Origin of the sequence: Micromonospora sp. WMMD712 (genome assembly GCF_029581295.1) — a bacterium.
Lineage (GTDB): Bacteria > Actinomycetota > Actinomycetes > Mycobacteriales > Micromonosporaceae > Micromonospora > Micromonospora carbonacea.
The window spans coordinates 3,344,447-3,369,228 of the sequence record NZ_CP120743.1 but is presented as its reverse complement, the minus strand read 5'-3'; the positions used below and the strand labels follow the sequence as shown (position 1 = coordinate 3,369,228).

The window sequence follows — 24,782 nt, the reverse complement described above, 5'->3', positions numbered from 1 at the left end:
CCCTGGTCACTCTGCGGGCGGGACCGCGCCAAGCTGCCGTTCTGCTCCATCACGTCTGCCATCATCGCCGTACCCCTCGGACGTCGGGCCCGGTGCCCGGATCCCGGGACGGAAAAGCCCCGGGCTCTCCAGAGCCCGGGGCTTTCGTAGGTCTGATCTGATCAGGCGCGACCCACGGCTGCCGGACTCCCGGTGCCGTAGTAAAAGTAGAAGCGCTGACCGAACACGCCGTCGAGTATGCCGACTGCCCGGCCACCTGCGCAAGCACTGCCGCCGCCCACCACCCGGGCGGGCGGTGTGAGAAGGGGCCCCTTCTCGACCGTATGCGTTAACAAGGGGCCCCTCCTTACCACCAGCTCAGCCGAGGCGGGTGATGCGGTTCGCCGGGCCGGGGGCGACCGGGTCGCCCGCGCCCACGTACGCCACCAGCGCGTCGACGTCGAAGCCGGGGGCGGTGGTGCGGCCGGTGCCGCCCGTGAGCTCGGTGAAGCCGTCGCCGCCGTTGGCCAGGAAGTCGTTCGTGGTGACCTGGTAGCTGGCCGCCGGGTCGATCGGGGTCCCGTTCAGCGCCAGGGCGCTCACCCGGGAGCCCACCGGGGCGGTGCTGTCGTACGAGTAGGTCAGCCCGGCCGACACCTGGAGGATCCGCTGGGTGGTCTGCCCCTTGAAGCCCACGAACTGCTGCTCCAGCACGTTCTTGAGCTGCGCCCCGGTGAAGGTCTGGGTGACCACGAGGTTGTTGAACGGCTGCACCGCGAACGCCTCGCCGTAGGTCACCTCGCCCGGCGCCTCGCCGCCGGCCGACGCCCCGTACGACATGGAGGCCCGCACGCCGCCCGGGTTCATCAGCGCGATCTGCGCCCCGTTGCTCTTCGTGTACGCGAGCTGCGCGTCGGCGATCACGTCGCCGAGCGGGCTCTCGCCGTTGGGCAGGGCGTCGCGGACGATGTCGGCGCTGATCCTGCCGACCACCTTGTTGGCGATCGGGGCGACGGCCGTGCGGTACTTGTCGGCCAGCGCCTTCGCGCCCGCGTCCACCAGGTCGGGGTTGCGGGCGTACACGCCGGGGCTGGTCTGCTGCCAGGTGCCGTCGGCGTTGCGGACGCCGTTCTCGACGATGACGTTGCGGGCCGAGATCCCGGTGAACCGGCCGGTGCGCCGGTTGAGGGAGTAGTCGACGTCGGTGATCAGCTGGCCGTTGTTGCCGGCGCTGGTGACCACGCTGGGCTGGCCGGAGGAGTTCGGCAGCGAGCAGGAGTAGAACCGGTGGGTGTGGCCGGAGACGACCAGGCCGAACTCGGGCCGCAGGCCCTTGACGATGTCGACGATCGGGCCGGAGAAGTTGGCGCAGTCGGAGACGCCGGGGGTGCTCGGCGGCGGGGACTGCGCGCCGCCCTCGTGCACCAGCAGCACCATGGCCTTCACGCCGAACAGCTTGAGCAGGCCGCCCCACTTGTTGGCGGTCTCCACCTCGTCCTTGAACGTCACACCGGTGATGCCGGCCGGGTTGACGATGCCGGGGGTGCCCTCCAGGGTGACCCCGACGAAGCCGACCGGTACGCCGCCGACGAACTTGACGTCGACCGGGGGCAGGATCGGCAGCTTGGTCTTCTTGCTGATGGTGTTGGCGGCGAGGTAGGTGAACTTCGCGCCTTTGAAGCCGTCGCCGTCCTGGCAGCCGTCGACCGGGTGGCAGCCGCCCTTGTTGAGCCGGATCAGCTCGTCGACGCCCTCGTCGAACTCGTGGTTGCCGACGGAGCTGATCTCCAGGCCGATCTGGTCCATCAGCTCGATGGTCGGCTCGTCGTGGAACGCGGCGCTGACCAGCGGGGTCGCCCCGACCAGGTCGCCGGCGCCGACCGTGGTGGTGACCCGCCCCTCGGCCTTGGCCTCGGCGCGCAGCTTCTTGAGCCAGGTGGCGAGGTATTCCACGCCGCCGGCCGGGGTGCCGTTGACCACGGCGCCGCTGCCCGCCGGCGGGTCGATCGCGCCGTGGAAGTCGTTGTAGCTGAGGAAGTTGCCCTTGACCTCGCCGCCGGTGGGCTTGGCGTAGGAGACCGAGACCGGGGCGAGCGCCGCCCAGGGGTCGGCGGCCGGGGCCGGCGCGGGCCGCGTGGCGGCCGGCAGCGTGGCGACGACAGCCAGTGCGAGGGCCGGCGCGGCGAGGTGACGCAGCACCGCCCGACCGCGCGAGCGCGGTTGACTCATGGTTTTTCTCCCAAAATCGTGTACGGGGGAGGAAGTGGGGGTTCACCAGCCATCGTTGTGGATCGGGGACGGCCGCGCCAGAGCCGGACGGGTGACGGGTTGGTCTCTTCCTGCTGTCGCCCGGTGTCCCCGCCGTCCTGATCGGTCGCGTCGGGGCCGCGCTGTCGGGAAGTGTCCGGCCGGCGGCATAGACTCGCCGTGCGATGCAGCCTCTCTTCGACATCCCCGCGCCCCCGCCCGAGCCCGAGCCCGCGTCGGCCCCGCCGCCCCGGCCCGGCCCGGCCGTCCGCCTCGACCCGCAGGCCCTGGTGGAGGGCCTCAACGGCCCCCAGCGCGACGCCGTCGTGCACGCCGGCTCGCCGCTGCTGATCGTGGCCGGCGCCGGCTCCGGCAAGACCCGGGTGCTCACCCACCGGATCGCCTACCTGCTCGCGGCCCGCGACGTCCACCCCGGCGAGATCATCGCGATCACCTTCACCAACAAGGCCGCCGGCGAGATGAAGGAGCGGGTGACCCAGCTCGTCGGCCCGCGCGCCCGGCTGATGTGGGTGTCGACGTTCCACTCGGCGTGCGTGCGCATCCTGCGGGCCGAGCACGAGCACGCCGGCCTGAAGTCGAGCTTCTCGATCTACGACGCCGACGACTCCCGCCGCCTGATGCAGCTCGTCGCCCGCGAGCTGGACCTGGACCCGAAGCGCTACCCGGCGCGGGGGCTGGCCGCCCAGGTGTCCAACCTGAAGAACGAGCTGGTCGACCCGGAGGAGTTCGCCGGCCGGGCCAAGGGGCCCAACGAGCGGGCCCTCGCCGAGGCGTACACGCTCTACCAGCGGCGGCTGCGCGAGGCGCACGCGCTGGACTTCGACGACCTGATCATGACGACGGTGCACCTGTTCCAGTCGCACCCGCACGTCGCGGAGGGCTACCGCCGCCGGTTCCGGCACGTGCTGGTCGACGAATACCAGGACACCAACCACGCGCAGTACACGTTGATCAAGGAGCTGGTCTCCGGCACCGAGGGGATCGCGCCGGCGGAGCTGTGCGTGGTCGGCGACGCCGACCAGTCGATCTACGCGTTCCGGGGCGCGACGATCCGCAACATCCTGGAGTTCGAGCGGGACTTCACCGACGCCCGGACGATCCTGCTGGAGCAGAACTACCGCTCCACCCAGACCATCCTCAACGCCGCCAACGCGGTGATCGACCGCAACACCTCCCGCAAGCCCAAGCGGCTGTGGAGCGACGCCGGGGCCGGCGAGCAGATCGTCGGATACGTGGCCGACACCGAGCACGCCGAGGCCGACTGGGTGGGCCGGGAGGTCGACCGGCTGGTCGACGACGACGAGGCCCGCCCCGGCGACGTGGCGGTGTTCTACCGCACCAACGCCCAGTCCCGGGTGTTCGAGGAGGTGTTCATCCGGGTCGGCCTGCCCTACAAGGTGGTCGGCGGGGTGCGTTTCTACGAGCGCAAGGAGGTCCGCGACGCGTTGGCCTACCTGCGGGCGGTGGTCAACGACGACGACACGGTCAGCCTGCGCCGCATCCTCAACACCCCCCGCCGGGGCATCGGCGAGCGCGCGGAGGCGTGCGTGGAGGCCCTGTCCAGCCGGGACCGCATCTCCTTCGGGGCGGCCCTGCGCCGGGCGGGCGACGCGCCGGGCATCTCCACCCGGGCGGCCAACGGCATCGGCGACTTCGTGGCGCTGCTCGACGGGGCCCGGGAGCTGGCCGAGACCGGCACCCCAGAGGAGGTGCTGGAGGCGCTGCTGACCCGCTCGGGCTACCTGACCGAGCTGGAGGAGAGCCTCGACCCGCAGGACGCCGGCCGCGTCGACAACCTCCAGGAGCTGGTGAGCGTCGCCCGGGAGTACACGGAGCGGGTCGAGGCGCTGGGCGCCGAGGGGGAGCGGGCCACCCTCGCCGGCTTCCTGGAGCAGGTGGCGCTGGTCGCCGACGCCGACCAGATCCCCTCCGACGACCCCGACCACCAGGGCGTGGTCACCCTGATGACCCTGCACACCGCCAAGGGGCTGGAGTTCCCGGTGGTGTTCCTGACCGGGCTGGAGGACGGCGTCTTCCCGCACCTGCGCGCGCTGGGCGACACCCGGGAGCTGGAGGAGGAGCGGCGGCTGGCCTACGTGGGGATCACCCGCGCGCGGCAGCGCCTCTACCTGTCCCGGGCGGTGACCCGCTCGGCGTGGGGGCAGCCGGCCTACAACCCGCCGTCGCGGTTCCTGGAGGAGCTGCCGCCGGAGCTCGTCCGCTGGGAGCGCACCGAGGGGACGTACACCTCGTGGGGCGGCGGTGGCGGCGGCGTCGGCGGGCGCGCGGACCGCGCGCCGCGCGGCGGCGGCTTCACCGGGGGCACCCCGAAGGCCGCGCAGCTCGCCAAGCGGCTCGGCGTCGACGGCAGCCGGCTGGCCACGGCCAGCGAGCTGCCCCAGGGCCCGAAGGTCGCGGCCGGGGACCGGGTCAACCACCAGCGGTACGGCCTGGGTCGGGTGCTCGCCGTGGAGGGCCACGGCCCGGGGGCGCGGGCGCAGATCGACTTCGGCGACCAGACGATGTGGCTGGTGCTGCGGCACGCCCCGATCGACAAGCTCTGATCCGGCCGACGACCATGGACGAGACGCTCACCCGGATCAACGAGGGCGTGCAGCTGCACCACCAGCAGGGTCGGCGCGAGGCGGCCCGCGACCTGTTCGCCCAGCTCTGGGCCGAGATCGGCGGGGAGCAGGGCGATCCGCTGCACGTGTGCGTCCTCGCGCACTCGATGGCCGACGTGCAGGACGACGTCCACGAGGAGCTGCGCTGGGACCAGCGGGCCCTGGCGGCGGCCGACCTGCTCACCGACGACCGGGTGGCGCGGGCCGGGGTGCCGATGTCGGTGGCCGCCCTCTATCCGTCGCTGCACCTCAACCTCGGTGAGTGCTACCGCCGGCTCGGCGACCTCGACCGGGCCCGCGAGTGCCTCCGGCAGGCGCGGGCGGGCATCGGCGCGCTCGGCGACGACGCCTACGGGGAGCTGATCCGGGGCGGCCTGGACACGCTGGCGCAGCAACTGGGCTGACCGGTGGGCGCCGGCCGCCGGTGGTTCCTCCAGCGGCCGGCGCGTCGCCGGGTGATCAGCAGGCGACGTCGATGCCCCGGGCCCGCAGGAACGGCGCGGGGTCGATCTGGTTCCACATCTGGCCCTGGTGCACCTCGAAGTGCAGGTGCGGGCCGGTGGAGTCGCCGGTGGAGCCCTCGTAGCCGATGACCTGGCCCGCCGTGACCTTGTCGCCGACGCCGACGGCGGTGCGACTCTGGTGGGCGTAGTGGGTCAGGTAGCCGTTGCCGTGGTCGACGAAGACGGAGATGCCGTAGCCGTCGCCGACGTCGCCGGCCTTCACGACCGTGCCCGCGGCGGCGGCGTGGATCGGGGTGCCGGCGGGCAGGGCGAAGTCGATGCCGGCGTGCAGGGCGCCTCCGCGCGGGCCGTAGCAGGAGGTGATCGTCGCCCCCGCCATCGGGATGACCCAGGCCGGCGCGGGCTTGCTGGTCTTCTTCGGCGCGGGCTTCGGGGTCGGCTTGGGCTTGGGCTTCGGCTTGGCGGTGGCCTTCGTCGCCGTCGGGCTGGGGCTGGCGCTCGACGGGCTCGGCGAGACGGTGCTGGGGCTGGCGGCGGGGCTGGCCGATTCGCGGTCGGCCCGGTCGGCCCGGTCGGCGGCCTCGGCGCGGGCCGGTGCGTCGACCGCCACGGCGGCGGGGGCCGGGTCTTCGTCGCCGGCGGTGGTGGCGACGGCGGCACCGGCGAGACCGAGCCCGACCAGGGCGACCGCGCCGACGACCAGGGCCCGGGTGCCGGGCCGGGGACGCATCCGGTGGCGGGCCGGCGCGTCGGGGGTGCTGCTGTCGCGGATGTTCTCTTCGTGCACGGCGGACCTACACCTTCGAGGGGACGTGGACCTCGAAATACTGGTGTTCGCGCTGGTGAGGAGGCGGGCAGGGGGACGGGTGGGGCGACGTGGACCGGGAGGGACGGTGTCCGCGGCGTCCCGTGCCGGACCTCCATGTCCGGATAATTGATCATTGGCGATGTGCGGCTGGTCACATCATCGGCTGTGACGCAGCAGACATTGGTGTGCGGGCGGCGCACGAAGAACCGCCCGGATCAGTCGATCCGGGCGGTCAACGGTCGATGCGTAGCGTCAGGAGGCGGCTACGTCGCTGTAGTACAGCTCGATTTGCATCTTGATGTCCACTCCGCGCTCCTGGAGCCACGGCACCGGGTCCAGCGGGTCCCCGTTGACATGGATCTCCAGGTGCAGGTGGGAGCCGTAGGAGTGGCCGGTGTTGCCGACCAGGCCGAGCTGGTCGCCGGCCTTGACCTGCTGCCCCTCCTTGACGCTCACGGCGGAGGAGTGGCCGTAGATGGCCTCGCTGCCGTCGGCGTGCTTGACGATCACCGCGTAGCCGTAGCCGCCGAACCAGCCGGCCTTCGTGACGGTGCCCTCGTGGATGGCGACGTAGGGGGTGCCCTCGGGGGCCACCAGGTCGATCCCGGTGTGCAGCTTGCCCCAGCGCATGCCGTAGGGGGAGTTGAAGTCGTAGCCCTGCAACGGCAGGAGCCAGGCCTCCTGCTCGCCGGCCGCCTTCGTCTCGACCCGGCTGTCGCGGGAGGCCCGGTCGGCGGAGTCCGCGCGGGCCGCCGCGTCCTGGCTGGTGATGGAGGCCTGCTTGAGCTCGTCGAGGACCGACGGGCTGACGCTCTTGGCGTCCGGCAGTGCTCCCGCGCCGATCGCGACGATGCCGGCCCCGACGAACGCGGTGGTGACGACGGCGGCGTAACGGCTACGCGGCGGGGTGGGTACGCGGCGGCGACCGCGATATCGATCGGGCTCAGACGACAGGCGCTGGCGCACGCACACCCTCCGTTGTCGGGGATCCGATGCGGTCGACCGGCGCTCGTGAAGCGGTGGTGAACGTCGGCTGGCCGCGTCGTCACCCGTCCGTGGACCTGATGACAACCGTGGACACGGTAGCCAACCGCCACGCCCGTCACAAGCCAGACGGGGTAATTGGCGTGTCGATCTGTCCGTTTACGTCCTTTATTGTCATGCCTCGTCACTTGGTCATACGTGCCCTCACCTGCCCGTTCGTCGCGCACCGTGACCGCTGTCGCCCGAATGTCCGACCCCCTGCCCCGGCCCCCTAGGCTCTGCCCTCGGAGCGCAGGTCGGATTCCCTGCCGGCGACCCGCCGGGTTACCGTTCGTTCAGGTGACAGTCGTAGCGCCCTCGAAAGGTGTCCGCTGATGAGCTCTCGTATCCGGGTCGTCGTCGCGAAGCCGGGCCTCGACGGCCACGACCGGGGGGCCAAGGTCGTCGCCCGCGCCCTCCGCGACGCCGGCATGGAGGTCATCTACACCGGCCTGCACCAGACCCCGGAGCAGATCGTCGAGACGGCCATCCAGGAGGACGCCGACGCGGTCGGGCTCTCGGTGCTCTCGGGCGCGCACATGACCCTGTTCCGGCGGGTCGTCGAGCTGCTGGGTGAGCGGGACGCGCAGGACATCGTCGTCTTCGGCGGCGGCATCGTCCCCGACGCCGACATCCCCGAGCTGGAGCAGCTCGGTGTCAAGAAGATCTTCACCCCGGGCGCGACCACGCAGTCGATCGTCGAGTGGGTGCGGGCCAACGTGGCCCAGCCGGTCGCCTGACCCGCGCCCCTGCGCCCTGCGGCGGGCAGGGTGAGGGGCCGGACGCACCCCTCACACGTCCGGCCCCTCTATGCACGATGCCCCGCCGCCACCCCTCGACCGACAGGGCATCGGCCGTCTTTGTCCTCGCGCCTCGGCAGCGCTCCGACACCTGACTCAACGACGCCCTGACCAGGGGGTTACGCGGAGCTGGGAACATCCCCCGCGGAATTCCCACGCGCACTGTTGCGCGCCCCGCCGACGACCGGGATCCGGCTGGTTGTGGAGTAGGGCACACCGCGCACCCGCTCGGTTGCCGCCGGTGCCGACCTCGCTAGGCTGCGCCCAATGGCCTGTTTCAACTGATGACAGGCGTCAAACTGATTCCACAACGCTGGCGGCGGCGCGACGGCGCGCCGCGGAGACGGGACGGGACGCGCAATCGTGGACCTGTACGAGTACCAGGGGCGGGACCTGTTCGAGCGGCACGGCTTGCCCGTGCTGGCCGGCGGCGTCGCCAACACCCCGGAGGAGGCCCGCGCGATCGCCGAACGCCTCGGCGGCCGGGTGGTCGTCAAGGCACAGGTGAAGGTCGGCGGCCGTGGCAAGGCCGGCGGCGTGAAGCTGGCCGAGGGCACGGATGAGACGGTGGCCCGCGCCACCGACATCCTCGGCATGGACATCAAGGGTCACACGGTCCACAAGGTCATGATCACCGTGACGGCGGACGTGGCCGAGGAGTACTACTTCTCCTACCTGCTCGACCGGGCGAACCGCACCTTCCTCTGCATCGCCAGCGTCGCCGGCGGCATGGACATCGAGCAGGTCGCCGCCGAGACCCCGGACAAGGTCGTCAAGGCCCCGATCGACGCGGTCGCGGGCGTCGACGAGGCGAAGGCCCGCGAGATCGTCACCGCCGCCGGCTTCCCGGCCGACGTCGCCGACCAGGTCGTCGAGGTCGCCGTGGGCCTGTGGCAGGCATTCGTCGCCGAGGACGCCACGCTGGTCGAGGTGAACCCGCTGGCCAAGACCGGCGACGGCGAGCTGCTGCTGCTCGACGCGAAGGTCACCCTGGACGAGAACGCCGGGTTCCGGCACCCGGACCACGAGGCGCTCGTCGACCAGGCCGCCGTGGACCCGCTGGAGCAGGCCGCCAAGGAGAAGGACCTCAACTACGTCAAGCTCGACGGTGAGGTCGGCATCATCGGCAACGGCGCGGGCCTGGTCATGTCGACCCTCGACGTCGTGGCCTACGCGGGCGAGCGGCACGGCAACGTCAAGCCGGCCAACTTCCTCGACATCGGCGGCGGCGCGAGCGCCGCGGTGATGGCCAACGGGCTGGAGATCGTCCTGTCCGACCCGTCGGTGCGCAGCGTCTTCGTCAACGTCTTCGGCGGCATCACCGCCTGCGACGAGGTCGCCAACGGCATCGTGCAGGCGCTGGCCCTGCTGGAGCAGCGCGGCGAGAAGGTCACCAAGCCGCTCGTCGTCCGGCTGGACGGCAACAACGCCGAGGCCGGTCGGGCGATCCTCGACGGCGCGAACAACCCGCTGGTGCAGCGGGTCGACACCATGGACGGCGCGGCCGAGCGGGCCGCCGAGCTGGCGGCTGCGGGGGTCTGACAATGGCTATCTGGCTGACCAAGGACTCGAAGGTCATCGTGCAGGGGATGACCGGATCCGAGGGTTCCAAGCACACCCGGCGGATGCTCGCCGCGGGCACGAACGTCGTCGGCGGCACCAACCCGCGCAAGGCGGGCCAGAGCGTCGACTTCGACGGCACCGCGCTGCCGGTCTTCGCGACCGTCGCCGACGCGATGGCCGAGACCGGGGCCGACGTGACGGTCATCTTCGTCCCGCCGCAGTTCACCAAGGCCGCCGTGATCGAGGCGATCGACGCGGAGATCCCGCTGGCCGTGGTCATCACCGAGGGCGTGCCGGTGCACGACACCGCCGCCTTCTGGGCGTACAACGTGGCCAAGGGCGAGCGCACCCGGATCATCGGGCCCAACTGCCCCGGCATCGCCTCGCCGGGCGCGTCGAACGCCGGCATCATCCCGGCCGACATCACCGGCTCCGGCCGGATCGGCCTGGTCAGCAAGAGCGGCACCCTGACCTACCAGATGATGTACGAGCTGCGCGACATCGGCTTCTCGACCTGCGTCGGCATCGGCGGCGACCCGATCATCGGGACCACCCACATCGACGCCCTCGCCGCGTTCGAGGCCGACCCCGACACCGACGCCATCGTGATGATCGGCGAGATCGGCGGCGACGCCGAGGAGCGGGCCGCCGAGTTCATCAAGTCGCACGTCACCAAGCCGGTGGTCGGCTACATCGCCGGCTTCACCGCGCCCCCCGGCAAGACCATGGGCCACGCCGGCGCGATCATCTCCGGCTCGGCGGGCACCGCCGAGGCGAAGAAGGAGGCGCTGGAGGCCGTCGGCGTGAAGGTCGGCAAGACCCCGACCGAGACCGCCAAGCTCATGCGGGAGATCATGTCGGCCGGCTGACCGCCGCGCGACGCGCCGAGGGGGTCGACCGAGCCGGTCGGCCCCCTCGCGTCGTCACGTCGGCCCGCCGCAGCGGTCAGTCGTTGTTCCAGAACGGGTAGTTGCCGCTCGCCCGCAGGATCGCGCTGCCGATGATGTTGATCACGCCGAAGGCGATGGCGAGGTAACCCAGCACCGGCGACTGGCCGTAGCGTCTGGCGTCCCGGATCGACAGGTACCCGAAGATGATCCCCAGGATGCCGCAGCAGAGCAGGCCCAGGATGATGCCGAGCACGCCCCACAACGTGGTGCGGTCCCGGCCCCCGGCCTGCGCGGGGGGCGGTGGATACGGAGCGTTCACGGCTTCCTCCGAGCGGTCCGCGGCCGCGACAGGAATTCGCGTCCTGGGGCCGAGGCTAGACCGGATCGGGGGTGCCGGGTCGGTGGATCACCGAACTTCCGGCCGGTCGGGGGCGGTATCGGACTGCCCACGACGGCGCGACATGCCAGAGTAGAGCCGATGTCCTCCGTCACCCCTGACCAGCCCCGTCGTCCGGCCGCCAGGGTCGGCGCCGACGCCCGGCCCGCCGGCCGCGTCCCGGGTCCCCGGGGGCCCGCGCCCCGGCCCGGGGAGCCCACCCGCGGCCGGGCCCCCCTCGTGGTGGCCGCCGGGGTCGCCGCCGCCTGGGCCGCGCTCACGTCCTACCTCCCGGTCGCCCTCGTGCTCGGGCTCGCCCAGCTCACCGAGGACGCCGGCTCCGTCACCGGCGCGCTGCGCGCCGGGCTCGCCGGCTGGCTGCTCGGCCACGGCGTCCCGCTCGCCACCGATGCCGGCCCGCTCGGCCTGACCCCGCTCGCGCTGACCGCGCTGGCCGTCTGGCGGCTCACCCGCGCCGGGGTGCACGCCAGCCGGGCCATCGGGGCGCGGGGCGGGCGCTCCCCGCGCCAGGCGCTCACCGCCGCCGGCGCGGTCGGCGTCGGGTACGCGCTGCTCGGCGCGCTCGCCGCCGTGCCGACCGGCACCGCCCCGGCCCGCGCCGGGGCGACGTTCGCCCTTGTCGGCACGCTCGCCGCGCTGGCCGGGGCGCTCCGGACCACCGCGGTGGCCCGCCTGCTCGCCGCCCGGGCCCCCACCCCGCTTCGGGACGGGGTGCGCACCGGCCTCGTCGCCGGGCTGCTGCTGCTCGGCGCGGGGGCCGGAGCAGCGGGGCTCGCCGTGGCCACCGGGGGCGGCGACGCCGCCGACATGATCGGCGCCTACCGCACCGGGGTGGCCGGGCAGGCCGGGATCACCCTGGTCAGCCTCGCCTACGCGCCGAACGCGACGATCTGGTCGGCCAGCTACCTGCTCGGCCCCGGGTTCGCCGTCGGAGTCGACACCGCCGTCCGCACCAGCGAGGTCTCCGTCGGCGCGCTCCCGGCGGTGCCGCTGCTGGCGGGGCTGCCCAGCGGGCCCGTCGACGGCTACGGCGCGGGCCTGCTCGCCGTGCCCGTGCTGGCCGGCATGGCCGCCGGGTGGCTGCTCGCCCGCCGGCTGCTGCGGATCGCCGCCGAGGACCGCGCCGAGCTGGCCTGGCCGGCGCTGCTCGTCCCGGCGGCGCTGGCCGGACCGGTCGCCGGGCTGCTGCTCGGCGTGCTCGCGGCGGTCTCCGGCGGCCCGCTCGGCGGCGGCCGGCTGGCCGACATCGGCCCGGTCGGCTGGCAGGTGGCGGGGGCGGCCACCGCCGTGGTCGCGGCCGGCGCCCTGCTCGGCGCCGCCGCCACCCGCGCGCTGCGGGTGAAAGGAAGGGTCCCCTCCTAACGCATCCGGTAGAGAGGGGCGCCCCGCTCACACCTGAGCGCGGCGGGCGGGACACGGCGAGGGGCGCCCCGGGAATCTCCGGAGCGCCCCTCGCGTCGGTGCGCGACCAGGTGGTCTGGGCCCGCCTCAGGTGGTGGGCAGGGTCACGTTGCCCACGACCCCGAGGATGAACAGCAGGACGCCGAGCCCGGCACCGACCGCACCGCAGATCAGACCGGCCTTGGCCTGACCGTCGTTGCTGGCCAGCCCCTGCGCCGCCTTCTGCCGGCCGAGGTAGCCGGTGACCACGGCGGCGATGCCGACCGGGATGCCCAGGTACAGGCAGCAGACCAGCGGGATCGACGCGATGCCGAGGATCATCGACACCAGGCCGAGGGTGTTGTTCTGCCCCTGCGGGTGGGGGTAGCCGGCGTTCGGGTAGCCCGGCGCGGCCCCGTAGGGCGGCGGCTGCTGGGCGTACGGGTCCTGCCCGTAGGGCTGGCCCGAGGTGGGCTGCTGCCCGTACGGCGGCGGGGGCTGCTGGGCGTACGGGTCCTGACCGTAGGGCTGGCCCGACGTCGGCTGCTGCCCGTACGGCTGCTGGGCGTACGGATCCTGCCCGTAGGGCTGGCCCGATGTCGGCTGCTGCCCGTACGGCGCCGCGGGCGGCGGGGCGTACGGGTCGTGGTACTGCGGCTGGTTCGGGTCGTGGGGCTGCTGGCCGTACGGGTCCTGACCGGGCTGCATGCGTCGGTGCTCCTTGCTTCGGGCTGAATCAGTAGCTGCTGGTGCTGCTGGCTCCACCCATGATCCCGGCAAGACCGCCCAGCGCGCAGCACACGAGGACGATCACGAGCCAGACGATGCCGACGATCAGGGCCCACTTGGACCACTTCTTCGACTCGGCCGCCGCCGCCTGGGCCCCGGCGTAGTCACCCTGCTGGATCAGCGGGTTGACCTTCGACGCGTTGATGATGGCGGGGATGGCCAGCGGCCAGAACAGGAAGATGGCCACGATGGACATCGTCATGTTGTTATTGATCTGTTGCGGTTGGGGGGACTGGTAACCGGGCTGCATCCTGGGTGCTCCTCATTCCGTCGACACACCGCGCGTGTCGCGTCACTGACAGGTGCGGGACCCGGCGTGCGCCGGGCACCGAGCGACCGGCAGCGTACAGGGTCCGGGCGACAGGAAGGGGCACCGAATTCCGGCCGGACCTGGACGCCCCGCGCGTCGCTGTACGGCCCCGGGCCGTCTGCCCGCGCGCTGCTGTGCGGCCCCGACCTGGATGCCCGCCCGGGAGCGGGCCCGACCTGCCCGATAGGGTGGCCGCGTGACCGAGCCCGCGTCCGTCGCCCGCATAGTCGTCCTCGTCTCCGGCTCCGGGAGCAACCTCCAGGCGCTGCTCGACGCCGCCGTCGACCCCGCGTACGGCGCCCGGGTCGTCGCCGTGGGCGCGGACCGCGCCGGGATCGCGGGCCTGGACCGGGCCGCCGCCGCCGGGGTGCCGACCTTCGTCGAGCGGGTCGCCGACCATCCGACCCGGGCGGACTGGGACGCCGCGCTGACCAGGCAGGTCGCCGCGCACCGCCCCGACCTGGTGGTCTCCGCCGGCTTCCTCAAGCTGGTCGGCCCGGAGTTCCTCGCCGCCTTCGGTGACCGCTACCTCAACACCCACAACACGCTGCTGCCGGCGTTCCCCGGCATCCACGGCCCCCGGGACGCCCTCGCCTACGGGGTGAAGATCACCGGGGCCACCCTCTTCTTCGTCGACGCCGGCATGGACACCGGGCCGATCGTGGCCCAGGTCGCCGTGCCCGTGTGCGACGACGACGACGAGGAGGCGCTCACCGAGCGCATCAAGTCCGCCGAGCGGCGTCAGCTCGTGGAGCAGGTCGGTCGGCTGGTCCGCGAAGGTTGGACGATCACCGGAAGAAAGGTCACGGTCGGAGTGAGTTCCAGTCAGGGCGAGCGCCGCCCCATCCGACGGGCGCTGGTCAGCGTCTACGACAAGAGCGGCCTGGTCGAGCTGGCCCAGGCCCTGCACGCGGCCGGCGTGGAGATCGTCTCGACCGGCAGCACCGCGTCGACCGTCGCCGCCGCCGGGGTGCCGGTGACCCCGGTGGAGTCGGTGACCGGCTTCCCCGAGATCCTCGACGGCCGGGTCAAGACCCTGCACCCGGCGATCCACGGCGGGCTCCTGGCCGACCTGCGCAAGCCCGCGCACGCCGCCCAGCTCGACGAGCACGGCATCGCCGGCGTCGACCTGCTGGTGTCGAACCTCTACCCGTTCCAGGACACGGTGGCCTCCGGCGCCGGCGTCGAGGAGTGCGTGGAGCAGATCGACATCGGCGGGCCGGCGATGGTGCGCGCCGCCGCCAAGAACCACGCGTCCGTCGCGGTGGTCACCGACCCGGCCGCGTACCCGGAGCTGGTGGCCGCCCTCGGCGCGGGCGGGTTCACCCTGGCCCAGCGCCGGGTGCTGGCGGCCCGCGCGTTCGCCGCCATCGCCGAGTACGACGTGGCCGTGGCGCAGTGGTGCGCGACCACGCTCGCCCCCGACGCCGCCGGCTGGCCGGAGTCCGCCGGGGTGTCGCTGCGCCGCTCGGCGGTGCTGCGCTACGGCGAGAACCCGCACCAGGCCGCCGCCCTCTACACCGACCCGGCCAGCCCCGCCGGCCTGGCGCAGGCGGAGCAGCTGCACGGCAAGGAGATGTCCTACAACAACTACGTCGACGCGGACGCCGCCTGGCGGGCGGCGAACGACTTCGCCGACCGGCCGGCCGTGGCGATCATCAAGCACGCCAACCCGTGCGGGATCGCCGTCGGGGCCGACGTCGCCGAGGCGCACCGCAAGGCGCACGCCTGCGACCCGGTGTCGGCGTACGGCGGCGTGATCGCCGTGAACCGCCAGGTCACCGCCGAGCTGGCCCGGCAGGTCGCCGACGTGTTCACCGAGGTGCTGGTGGCGCCGGGCTTCGACGAGGACGCGCTGGAGCTGCTGCGGGCGAAGAAGAACCTGCGGCTGCTGCGCGCCCCGGCGTACGCCCCGCTGCCGGCGGAGTGGCGGCAGGTCACCGGCGGCATGCTGGTGCAGACCCGCGACGCCGTGGACGCCGAGGGCGACGACCCGGCCAACTGGCGGCTCGCCACCGGCGAGGCGGCCGACGAGGCCACCCTGCGCGACCTGGCGTTCGCCTGGCGGGCGGTGCGCGCGGTGAAGAGCAACGCGATCCTGCTGGCCAAGGACGGGGCGACCGTCGGCGTCGGCATGGGCCAGGTCAACCGGGTCGACTCGGCGCAGCTCGCGGTCACCCGGGCCGGCGCGGAGCGGGCCGCCGGCTCGGTCTGCGCCTCGGACGCGTTCTTCCCGTTCGCCGACGGCCCGAAGGTACTCATCGCGGCCGGGGTGAAGGCGATCGTCCAGCCGGGCGGCTCGATCCGCGACGAGGAGGTCGCCACCGCCTGCAAGGAGGCCGGCGTCACGCTCTACCTCACCGGCACCCGCCACTTCTTCCACTGACCGCGCCGCGCCGTCCCGCCGCCCGCCCCGCCCCGCTGCCTCGACCGACCTGCACCGGGTCCGCAGGCAGCGGGGCGGGCCGGCGTGAGACGATCTGGGCGTGACGGCGACGATCCTGGACGGCAAGGCGACCGCGGCGGAGATCAAGGACGAGCTGCGGGCGCGGGTGAAGGCACTGGCGGAGCGGGGCGTCGTCCCCGGGCTGGGCACGGTCCTGGTCGGGGCGGACCCGGGCTCCCAGGCGTACGTCAACGGCAAGCACCGTGACTGCGCCGAGGTGGGGATCGCCTCGATCCGCCGCGAGCTGCCCGCCGACGCCACCCAGCAGCAGGTCGACGACGTCCTCGCCGAGCTGAACGCCGACCCGGCCTGCCACGGCTACATCGTCCAGCTCCCGCTGCCCGGTCACCTGGACACCCAGCGGGCGCTGGAGATGATCGACCCCGACAAGGACGCCGACGGCCTGCACCCGGTCAACCTCGGCCGGCTGGTCCTCGGCTACGACGGCCCGCTGCCGTGCACCCCGCGCGGCATCGTCGAGCTGCTCCGCCGGCACGACGTGCCGTTGCGCGGCGCGAACGTCGCCGTCGTGGGCCGGGGCAACACCGTCGGCCGTCCGCTGGGCCTGCTGTTGACCCGGCGCAGCGAGAACGCCACGGTCACCCTCTGCCACACCGGCACGCTCGACCTCGCCGGCCACACCCGCGCGGCCGAGATCGTGATCGTCGCGGCCGGGGTGCCGGGCCTGCTCACCGCCGACATGGTCACCCCCGGCGCGACGGTGGTCGACGTCGGCATCACCCGGGTGATCGGGGCGGACGGCAAGGGCCGCTACACCGGCGACGTCGATCCCGAGGTGGCCGAGGTGGCGGGCAAGGTGGTCCCGATGCCCGGCGGCGTCGGCCCGATGACGCGGGCGATGCTGCTGACCAACGTCGTCGAGCGGGCCGAGCGGGGCTGAGCCCCGGCCGCCCGGCCCGGAGCGGCCGGGCCGACTCCGGGGCGACCTCGGGGCGAACCCGGCGACGGTGACGTTCGCCCCATCCCGCCGATGGCCGCCGCCCCTGGCCGGTGGGCTGCCAGGATGACTGATACGGTCCGGAAAACGACTGGTAACAGGGAGTGGGACGACCATGGGTAAGAAGGTCACTGTCGTCGGGGCCGGCTTCTACGGCTCCACCACCGCGCAGCGCCTGGCCGAGTACGACGTCTTCGACACCGTCGTGATCACCGACATCGTGGAGGGCAAGCCCGCCGGCCTGGCCCTGGACCTCAACCAGTCGCGGGCCATCGAGGGCTTCGAGACCAAGGTCGTCGGCGTCACCACCGGCCCGAACGGCGAGGGCTACGAGGCCATCGAGGGCTCGGACGTCGTGGTGATCACCGCCGGCCTCCCGCGCAAGCCGGGCATGAGCCGGATGGACCTGCTGGAGACGAACGCCAAGATCGTCCGTCAGGTCTCCGAGAACGTCGCCAAGTACGCCCCGAACGCCGTCGTCATCGTCGTGTCGAACCCGCTCGACGAGATGACCGCGCTGGCCCAGCTCGCCACCCAGTTCCCCAAGAACCGGGTGCTCGGCCAGGCCGGCATGCTCGACACCGCCCGGTTCACCAACTTCGTCGCCGAGGCGCTCGGCGTGCCGGTGCGCTCGGTGAAGACGCTGACCCTGGGCTCGCACGGCGACACCATGGTCCCGGTGCCGTCGCAGAGCACCGTCGACGGCAAGCCGCTGCGCGAGGCCATGCCGGCCGAGCAGATCGAGGAGCTGGTCGTCAAGACCCGCAACGGCGGTGCCGAGGTGGTCGCGCTGCTGAAGACCGGCTCGGCCTACTACGCCCCGTCGGCCGCCGCCGCCCGGATGGCCAAGGCCGTCGCGGAGGACTCCGGCGAGGTCATGCCGGTCTGCGCCTGGGTCGACGGCGAGTACGGCATCTCCGGCGTCTACCTGGGCGTCGAGGCCCAGATCGGCGCCGAGGGGATCAAGCGGGTCGTCGAGACCGACCTCGACGCCGACGAACTGGCCAGCCTCAAGGAGGCCGCCGAGGCCGTTCGCGCGAAGCAGGCCGACGTCGCCAGCATGTGAGCCACGCGGAAGGGGCGGGCCGGCCGACGCCGGACCCGCCCCTTCGCCGTTTCCGCCGCCCCCGTCCGAGCGGCCCGGGGACCGGCGCGCCGGGTGCGTGGAGTCCCGCCGGCGCTCAGAGCGCCACGAACGGCTCGCCCAGGTGCGGGGTGGCCAGGGCCGCCGGGCCCCGCGCGGCCAGGTCGCGCAGCAGCGTCGCCCGCGAGGCGCGCGCCGTCTCCGGCTGCTCCTCGTGGGCGTACGCCAGGTCGGGGTCGACGAGCTGGACCGTGTGCACCAGCAGGTCGCCCGTGACCAGCAGCCGCTCGTCGCCGGAGTCCACCAGCACCGACTGGTGGCCGGGGGTGTGCCCGGAGGTGCTCAGCACGCGTACCCCCGGGGTGAGCGGGGTGTCGCCGTCGAGGACCCGGAGCTGGCCGGCGGCGCGCAACGGCGCGACCAGGCCGGCCTCCAGCCCGGGGTTGACCGCGGCGAGGGCGGCCAGCTCGGCGCGCTGGACGAGGTAGTCGGCGTTGCGGAACCAGGGGGTGCCGACGACGGCCCAGCCGACATGGTCGGTGTGCAGGTGGGTCAGCACCACCGTGCGGACGTCGGCCGGGTCGATCCCGGCGGCGGCCAGCTCGGCGGGCAGCCGGCCGGGCACCGGGGCCCAGCCCGCGGCGGGCGCGTCGGCCGGGCCGATGCCGGCGTCGACCAGGGTGACCGGGCCGTCCCCGGCGCGCAGGGCGAAGCAGCGGAACGGCAGCCACCAGCGGCCGTCGCCGGTGACCGTGGCCGGGTCGCGCCGGTCGGCGGCGGCCCACTGCCCGGCCGTGGCGCCCGGGAACGCCTCCTCGCGCGGCTGGAAGAACGGCCCCTCCCCGTCGGTCAGGGCGGTGACCGTGATAGACCCGAGGGTGCGGCGCGGCGGCATCCGGCGATCGTGTCAGCCGTCGGCTGTGCCGTGCATCCCGTTTTCCCCGGTCGGCGCGGGCCGGCTGGGGGCTGCGAGCCGGTTTCCAGTACGCTCGTACTGTTGAGCACGTGTCCCCCGAGAGGAGCGCCGGTCGATGGCGAAGATCAAGGTAAACAACCCGGTCGTTGAGCTCGACGGCGACGAGATGACCCGGATCATCTGGAAGCAGATCCGGGAGCAGCTGATCCTGCCCTACCTCGACGTCGACCTGCACTACTACGACCTCTCGATCCAGTACCGCGACTCCACCGACGACCAGGTGACCATCGACGCCGCCAACGCGATCAAGGAGCACGGCGTCGGCGTCAAGTGCGCCACCATCACCCCGGACGAGGCGCGGGTGGAGGAGTTCGGCCTGAAGAAGATGTGGCGGTCGCCGAACGGCACCATCCGCAACATCCTCGGCGGCGTCGTCTTCCGCGAGCCGATCATCATGTCGAACGTGCCGCGCCTGGTCCCCGGCTGGACCAAGCCGATCATCATCGGCCGGCACGCCCACGGCGACCAGTACAAGGCCACCGACTTCGTCGTCCCCGGCCCGGGCACGGTGACCATCACCTACACCCCGGCCGACGGCTCCGCCCCGGTCGAGATGGAGGTCGCCAACTTCCCCGGCGGCGGCGTCACCATGGGCATGTACAACTTCGACGACTCGATCCGGGACTTCGCCCGCGCCTCCATGCGCTACGGCCTGGACCGCGGCTACCCGGTCTACCTGTCGACGAAGAACACCATCCTCAAGGCGTACGACGGCCGGTTCAAGGACATCTTCGCCGAGGTGTTCGAGAACGAGTTCAAGGCCGAGTTCGAGGCCGCCGGCATCACCTACGAGCACCGGCTCATCGACGACATGGTGGCCGCCGCGCTCAAGTGGGAGGGCGGCTTCGTCTGGGCCTGCAAGAACTACGACGGCGACGTGCAGTCCGACACCGTGGCGCAGGGCTTCGGCTCGCTGGGCCTGATGACCTCGGTCCTGATGACGCCGGACGGCCGCACCGTCGAGGCGGAGGCCGCGCACGGCACGGTGACCCGGCACTACCGGCAGTACCAGAAGGGCGAGAAGACCTCGACCAACCCGATCGCCTCGATCTACGCCTGGACCCGGGGCCTGGCCCATCGGGGCAAGCTGGACGGCACCCCCGCCGTCACCGAGTTCGCCAACACGCTGGAGCAGGTCATCATCGACACCGTCGAGGGCGGCCAGATGACCAAGGACCTCGCGCTGCTCATCTCGCGCGACGCCCCGTGGCTGACCACCGACGAGTTCATGAACGCGCTGGACGAGAACCTGGCGCGTCGGCTCGCCGCCTGACCGTACCGTCGCACCTTCCGAAGCCCGCCGGCCGCCCGCCGGCGGGCTTCGGCGCGCCTGCGGCCGTCCCGCCGTCACTCGGGGTGAGGCGGCTCGTTGTGCAGGATGGACGTGGTGCCAGTCGCGTCCAAGGGGGGTTGACCGCGGTCGCCGCGCGGCACGAGTGCCGACGAAACCAGCCCCCCCGGCTGTCGCACACAGCCAGCCGTCCCTTCCCTGCGGGGGGCCCGTCCCGGGCCCCCCGCGCCCTGTTGCGCCGCGCCCGGCTGTCCCGCCTGTTAACAGGGGGCCCTTGCCATACAGAAAGCGTTAACGAGGGGCCCCTGCTTTCAGCAGGGCGGCGGCGCGCTCCGGGGCGATGTCGTTGATGAACACCCCCATGCCCGACTCCGAGCCGGCCAGGAACTTCAGCTTGTCCTTCGCCCGCCGGACGCTGAACAGCTGGAGGTGCAGGTGCCCCAGCTCGCGGTCGATCCGCACCGGCGCCTGGTGCCAGGCCGCGATGTACGGCATCGGCATGTCGAACAGGGCGTCGAAGCGGCGCAGCAGGTCCAGGTAGAGCGGGCCGAACGCGTCGCGCTCGGCGTCGGTCAGCGCGGGGATGTCCGGCACCGGCCGGTGCGGCGCGAGGTGCACCTCGAACGGCCACCGGGCCGCCGCCGGCACGTACGCCGTCCAGTGCTCGTTGGCCGCCACCACGCGCGTGCCGGCGGCGCGCTCGGCGGCGAGCACGTCGGCGTAGAGGTTGCCGCCGCCGGTGCGCTCGGCGTGGCGGCGGGCCGCGCCGAGCATCGCCCGGGTGCGCGGCGTGACGAACGGGTACGCGTAGATCTGGCCGTGCGGGTGGTGCAGGGTCACCCCGATCTCCACGCCCCGGTTCTCGAAGCAGAAGATCTGCTCCACCCCGGGCAGCTCGGCCAGGGCCGCCGTCCGGTCGGCGAGGACGTCGAGCACCGTGCGCACCCGGCCCGGCGGGAGGCCGGCGAACGAGGCGTGGTGGTCGTCGGTGAAGCAGACCACCTCGCACCGCCCCTGGCCGGGCCGGACCGGGGTGAACGGGGTGATCTCCGCCGGCTCGTCGGCGGTGCGCTGGCTCAGCGACGGGAACCGGTTCTCGAAGACGGCCACGTCGTAGTCCGGCGCCGGGATCTCGCTGAGCCGGTCGCCCCGGGACGGGCAGAGCGGGCACTGGTCGGCCGGCGGGAGGAAGATCCGGCTCTGCCGGTGCACGGCGACCGCCACCCACTCGTCGGTGAGCGGGTCGTAGCGGAGCTGGGACGCGGGCGGCGGCGGCGGAAGCTCGCGCCGGTCCGGCTGGTCGCGGACCGCGTCGTCCCGCTCGTCGAAGTAGATCAGCTCCCGGCCGTCGGCCAGCTCGATCGTCGTACGCTTCACTCCGCCGTTCCCTCCCTCGTCGCCGCGGCCACGCGGCCGGGGCCGCGATCCGCCGGGGCCGGCGTCCGACCCGGCGTCGGTCTGCTCGTCGTCCCCGCCCCCGCGACCAGGACCAGCTCGCCGACCCGCTCGTCGAGCACCTGCCGGGCCTGCGGGTCGAGCCGGTCGTCGGTGACCAGCACGTCGGCGGCGGAGAGCTCGACGATCGAGGAGATGCCGACGGTGCCCCACTTGGTGTGGTCCGCGAGCACGACCAGCCGGTCGGCGGCGGCCACCAGGGCCCGGTCGGTCTCGGCCTCCATCAGGTTGGGGGTGGTGAAGCCGGCCCGCTCGCTGATCCCGTGCACCCCGAGGAAGAGCAGGTCCAGGTGCAGCGACCGGATCGCCGCGACCGCGAGCGGCCCGACCAGCGCGTCGGACGGCGTCCGCACCCCGCCGGTGAGCACCACGGTCTGATCGGTGCGGCCCCCGGCGTGCAGGATCTCGGCGACCGGCAGGGAGTTGGTCACCACGGTCAGCCCCGGCACGTCGACCAGCCGGCGGGCCAGCTCGGCGGTGGTGGTGCCGGCCGAGAGGGCGACCGCCGCGCCGGGGCGCACCAGCTCGGCGGCGCGGGCGGCGATGGCCGCCTTCTCCGGCAGCTGGCGCACCGACTTCGCGTGGAAGCCCGGCTCGTCGGTGGAGCCGGGGCCGGTCGTGGTGGCGCCGCCGTGCACCTTGGCCAGCACGCCCTGCTCGTGCAGCGTGTCCAGGTCGCGCCGGATCGTCATGTCGGAGACGCCGAACTCGGCGGCCAGCTCGGTCACCCGGACGCCGCCGGTGGCCCGGACGCGGTCCAGGATGGCCGCCTGCCGTTGCCGCGCGAGCATTCCCGTACCTCCGACTCCCGCGCCCACTTCTCACGTGGTCGCACGCGTTCCAACAAAGCTGAACACTAGCGCGGCGGGTGGCCGTTGCGGAAGCGGAGCCGTAGGGGCGGTGGGCGCCGACACGTGCCCGGCACACGCCGCCGCCCGGCCCCCCGGCGAAGGACGGAGGAGGACCGGGCGGCGGCGACGCGGCGGAGGAACGGCGGTCAGGTGGACTGGAGGCGTGGCTCGACCCAGCCCGTCTCGGTCAGGTGGTGCATCACCGCCTGCACCGCCTCGTCGATCGACATGCCGGTGGTGTCGACCACGACGTCGGCGTCCGTCGGCACCTCGTACGGGTCGTCGATGCCGGTCATGCCCGTGAGCAGGCCGGCGCGGGCCCGCGCGTAGAGGCCCTTGCGGTCGCGCTGCTCGCACACCTCGATCGGGGTCGCCACGTGCACCAGCACGAAACCGGCCCCGGCCGCGTGCGCCATCTCCCGGGCGGTGGTCCGCGCCGCCGCGTACGGGGCGATCGGGCAGCAGATGCCGACCCCCCGGTGCCGGGCGATCTCGGCCGCCACCCAGCCGATCCGCCGCACGTTCAGGTCCCGGTCGGCCTTGCTGAAGGTCAGCCCGGCGGAGAGCTCCCGGCGCACCACGTCGCCGTCGAGCAGGGTCACCGTGCGGTCGCCGCCCTCGCGCAGCACGTCCGCCAGGCCCCGGGCGATCGTCGACTTGCCGGAACCGGAGAAGCCGGTGAGGAACAGCACCAGCCCCCGGTGCCGCCGGGGCGGCCGGGCCCGCACCAGCTCCTTCGCCACGGCCGGCGGGGTGTGCCACTCCGGCAGCGGGAAGCCCCGGTCGAGCAGGTCGTCGATCTCCGCCTGGCTGAGCGCCAGCCGCCGGTTGCGCGGCGGGATGTCCTCCCGCCAGCGCCACTGCCCGTCCCGGTTGTCGTAGGCCAGCTCGCGCGGGACCAGCACCCGCAGCCCCGCGCCGGAGAGCATCTCGCCGGTGGAGAGCAGGTGGGTCACCCCGTACGCGGCGGCCACCCGGGCCTGGAGCAGCGCGTCGCTGATCTCGTCCCGGCGGCGGGCCAGCGGCACCGCGACCAGCGTCGCCGGGGGCATCCGGTCCCGGGCGGCGAAGACCGCCCGCACCAGCGCCTCGGAGGGCAACCCGTTGATCGTCCCCTCGGCGACCGGGATCATCACCAGCAGGTGCGCGCCCAGGGTGCGCGCCGCGTGGGCGATCTGCGCGAGCTGCGGCCGGTGCAGCGGCCGGTCGGCGACCACCCCCAGCACCCGGCCCGGGGGCAGCAGCGCCCGGATCTCCTCCGGGCTGCGGCGCAGCCGCTGGAACGGGCCGTGGCCGCCGTCGCCGAGCCGGCGCACCGTGCCGCCGACCCCGGCGACGCCCTCGCGGGCCGACCACACGTCGGTGACCTCCAGCGAGGCCACCGGGGCGCCCTCGCCGTCGGAGAGCACCAGCACCCGGCGGGCCGGATCGGCCGGATCCAGGTCGCCGGCGAGCGACGCCGGGATCTGGAGGGCCACCGGCACCTGCCACGGCGCGCCGTCCGCGAGCCTGCCCCGCCGACTCACGGAGGCCAGATCCGCCCGGGTCATGAAGCCGGTCAGGGGCGCGTACGCCCCGGAGACCAGCAACTCCAGGTCGGCCAGTTCCCCGGGCCGCGGCGTGTACGCCGGCGCGTCCCGAAGCACCTCGTCGGGCAGCACCCACCCGTTGCTCATCGCACCCCCACTTTCCGGCCGGCTCACAGTTTCTCAGCCCGTCGCCGATCGGTCGAGAGTGCCATTCCCATCACTAGGGGTTGATCCTCGCCACGGGATCAGGTGGCGGCCCGCAGCGGGGCCGCGCCGAACGAGACCGAGAACCGCTTGCACCAGATCGAGACGCTGGTCAGGGCCGTCAGGTCGGTGCCCGCCGGGATGTCGTACGCCTGGTCGCCCCGGTTTCCCTTCAGCCGGCCCAACTCCACCCAGCGACCGTCGTCGAAGACCCGCCAGCCGGCGACCCCCTCGCGCACCGGCTGGTCGGTGAGCCAGACCCGGAGGTCCGGCCCGTTGCTGGTGTCCAGCCCGACGAGTTCCAGGCGGTGCCGCCCGTCGGCGGTCCGGACGATCCGGGCGCTGCCCGACGTGTCGTGCTCGTGGGTGACGAAGTCACCCCGGCTCACCAGCGTCGGCCCGGTCGGTCCGGTCGCGGCGGCCGGGCCGGTGGCGGAACCCGGGCCGGTCGCGGGCGGGCCGGCGGGACCCGCCGTCGCCGGGGCGGAGGTGGTCGCCACGGCCGACAGCGTCTCGTCGACCTCGGTGTCGGTGACCAGCTTCCAGGGCTGGAACCAGGCCAGGCCGACGACGGCCCCGGCGGCGACCACGGCGGCCGCGACCCAGGCCAGCGGCTTGCGCAGCAGGCGGGTGATCATGCGTCCAGTCTCGTCCGGCCCGCGCCCGGCGGCACCGGTCGCGCCGGTTACGGAA

General features: G+C 73.4%; 21 protein-coding genes and 1 pseudogene. 11 read left to right on the top strand and 11 right to left on the bottom strand.

All coding sequences use genetic code 11. The annotated features are described in order from the left end of the window. Positions 1-357: 357 nt before the first annotated feature. Complete coding sequence (locus O7633_RS14315) at positions 358-2,208, bottom strand: bifunctional metallophosphatase/5'-nucleotidase (RefSeq protein WP_282328168.1); 1,851 nt, start codon at positions 2,206-2,208, stop codon at positions 358-360. Between the two features lie 203 nt (positions 2,209-2,411). On the opposite strand from O7633_RS14315, the gene pcrA reads away from it, so the two are divergent. Then, positions 2,412-4,811 (top strand): DNA helicase PcrA, encoded by a 2,400-nt coding sequence (pcrA, locus tag O7633_RS14310; protein WP_282328167.1) that lies wholly within the window; start codon positions 2,412-2,414, stop codon positions 4,809-4,811. A 14-nt stretch (positions 4,812-4,825) separates the two neighbouring features. Then, a complete protein-coding gene (locus O7633_RS14305) occupies positions 4,826-5,275 on the top strand; it encodes a tetratricopeptide repeat protein (RefSeq protein WP_282328166.1) in 450 nt (149 codons plus the stop codon). A gap of 55 nt (positions 5,276-5,330) precedes the next feature. Here O7633_RS14305 and O7633_RS14300 read toward each other — a convergent pair whose 3' ends face one another. Then, a complete protein-coding gene (locus O7633_RS14300; RefSeq protein ID WP_282328560.1) occupies positions 5,331-6,065 on the bottom strand; it encodes a M23 family metallopeptidase in 735 nt (244 codons plus the stop codon). A 330-nt stretch (positions 6,066-6,395) separates the two neighbouring features. Beyond that, a complete protein-coding gene (locus tag O7633_RS14295) occupies positions 6,396-7,109 on the bottom strand; it encodes a M23 family metallopeptidase (protein ID WP_074472855.1) in 714 nt (237 codons plus the stop codon). A gap of 392 nt (positions 7,110-7,501) precedes the next feature. Between O7633_RS14295 and O7633_RS14290 the strand changes: the two genes are divergently transcribed. From O7633_RS14290 to sucD, 3 genes are all read left to right on the top strand, one after another. Beyond that, on the top strand, positions 7,502-7,906 hold the full coding sequence (locus O7633_RS14290; protein ID WP_043965699.1) for a cobalamin B12-binding domain-containing protein: 405 nt from the start codon (positions 7,502-7,504) through the stop codon (positions 7,904-7,906). A gap of 423 nt (positions 7,907-8,329) precedes the next feature. Beyond that, positions 8,330-9,508: an ADP-forming succinate--CoA ligase subunit beta gene (gene sucC, locus O7633_RS14285; RefSeq protein ID WP_282328165.1), complete on the top strand. Its 1,179-nt coding sequence runs from the start codon at positions 8,330-8,332 to the stop codon at positions 9,506-9,508. A gap of 2 nt (positions 9,509-9,510) precedes the next feature. Beyond that, on the top strand, positions 9,511-10,398 hold the full coding sequence (sucD, locus tag O7633_RS14280) for a succinate--CoA ligase subunit alpha (RefSeq protein WP_178066383.1): 888 nt from the start codon (positions 9,511-9,513) through the stop codon (positions 10,396-10,398). 76 nt (positions 10,399-10,474) lie between these two features. Here the strand turns inward: sucD and O7633_RS14275 are convergent, their stop codons facing one another. After that, positions 10,475-10,738 carry a DUF4190 domain-containing protein gene (locus O7633_RS14275; protein WP_282328164.1) on the bottom strand — a complete coding sequence of 88 codons (264 nt, stop codon included), beginning with the start codon at positions 10,736-10,738 and terminating at the stop codon, positions 10,475-10,477. Positions 10,739-10,897: 159 nt separating this feature from the next. Here O7633_RS14275 and O7633_RS14270 point away from each other — a divergent pair, with 159 nt between their 5' ends. Beyond that, positions 10,898-12,178: a DUF6350 family protein gene (locus tag O7633_RS14270; RefSeq protein WP_282328163.1), complete on the top strand. Its 1,281-nt coding sequence runs from the start codon at positions 10,898-10,900 to the stop codon at positions 12,176-12,178. A gap of 126 nt (positions 12,179-12,304) precedes the next feature. On the opposite strand, the gene O7633_RS14265 is transcribed toward O7633_RS14270, so the two are convergent. Beyond that, positions 12,305-12,904, bottom strand: a complete 600-nt coding sequence (locus tag O7633_RS14265) for a DUF4190 domain-containing protein (RefSeq protein WP_282328162.1) — start codon at positions 12,902-12,904, stop codon at positions 12,305-12,307. Positions 12,905-12,932: 28 nt separating this feature from the next. Continuing rightward, entirely contained in the window at positions 12,933-13,187 is a 255-nt protein-coding gene (locus O7633_RS14260) for a CD225/dispanin family protein (protein ID WP_228986539.1), read from the bottom strand. A 304-nt stretch (positions 13,188-13,491) separates the two neighbouring features. Between O7633_RS14260 and purN the strand changes: the two are divergent. The 4 genes and pseudogenes from purN to mdh form a co-directional block, all read left to right on the top strand. Further along, a pseudogene (purN, locus tag O7633_RS14255) lies at positions 13,492-14,106 on the top strand (phosphoribosylglycinamide formyltransferase); the annotation flags it as partial. A gap of 3 nt (positions 14,107-14,109) precedes the next feature. Beyond that, positions 14,110-15,681 carry a bifunctional phosphoribosylaminoimidazolecarboxamide formyltransferase/IMP cyclohydrolase gene (purH, locus tag O7633_RS14250; RefSeq protein WP_282328559.1) on the top strand — a complete coding sequence of 524 codons (1,572 nt, stop codon included), beginning with the start codon at positions 14,110-14,112 and terminating at the stop codon, positions 15,679-15,681. A gap of 100 nt (positions 15,682-15,781) precedes the next feature. Continuing rightward, positions 15,782-16,642: a bifunctional methylenetetrahydrofolate dehydrogenase/methenyltetrahydrofolate cyclohydrolase gene (locus O7633_RS14245; protein WP_043965711.1), complete on the top strand. Its 861-nt coding sequence runs from the start codon at positions 15,782-15,784 to the stop codon at positions 16,640-16,642. 172 nt (positions 16,643-16,814) lie between these two features. Continuing rightward, positions 16,815-17,765, top strand: a complete 951-nt coding sequence (mdh, locus tag O7633_RS14240) for a malate dehydrogenase (protein ID WP_282328161.1) — start codon at positions 16,815-16,817, stop codon at positions 17,763-17,765. A 115-nt stretch (positions 17,766-17,880) separates the two neighbouring features. On the opposite strand, the gene O7633_RS14235 is transcribed toward mdh, so the two are convergent. Continuing rightward, positions 17,881-18,678 (bottom strand): MBL fold metallo-hydrolase, encoded by a 798-nt coding sequence (locus O7633_RS14235; RefSeq protein ID WP_282328160.1) that lies wholly within the window; start codon positions 18,676-18,678, stop codon positions 17,881-17,883. 136 nt (positions 18,679-18,814) lie between these two features. Between O7633_RS14235 and O7633_RS14230 the strand changes: the two genes are divergently transcribed. Further along, positions 18,815-20,032, top strand: a complete 1,218-nt coding sequence (locus O7633_RS14230) for an NADP-dependent isocitrate dehydrogenase (protein WP_043965715.1) — start codon at positions 18,815-18,817, stop codon at positions 20,030-20,032. Positions 20,033-20,341: 309 nt separating this feature from the next. Here the strand turns inward: O7633_RS14230 and galT are convergent, their stop codons facing one another. From galT to O7633_RS14210, 4 genes are all read right to left on the bottom strand, one after another. After that, entirely contained in the window at positions 20,342-21,427 is a 1,086-nt protein-coding gene (gene galT, locus O7633_RS14225) for a galactose-1-phosphate uridylyltransferase (protein WP_074472604.1), read from the bottom strand. Further along, the gene (locus tag O7633_RS14220) at positions 21,424-22,296 is read right to left on the bottom strand and encodes a DeoR/GlpR family DNA-binding transcription regulator (RefSeq protein ID WP_246384143.1); all 873 of its coding nucleotides are present in this window, start codon (positions 22,294-22,296) and stop codon (positions 21,424-21,426) included. Before O7633_RS14220 ends, galT begins: the two co-directional genes overlap by 4 nt. A 206-nt stretch (positions 22,297-22,502) precedes the next feature. Next, positions 22,503-24,032 (bottom strand): adenylyl-sulfate kinase, encoded by a 1,530-nt coding sequence (gene cysC / locus O7633_RS14215; RefSeq protein ID WP_074472605.1) that lies wholly within the window; start codon positions 24,030-24,032, stop codon positions 22,503-22,505. A 98-nt stretch (positions 24,033-24,130) separates the two neighbouring features. Further along, positions 24,131-24,727 carry a DM13 domain-containing protein gene (locus O7633_RS14210; RefSeq protein ID WP_278129346.1) on the bottom strand — a complete coding sequence of 199 codons (597 nt, stop codon included), beginning with the start codon at positions 24,725-24,727 and terminating at the stop codon, positions 24,131-24,133. Positions 24,728-24,782: the final 55 nt, after the last annotated feature.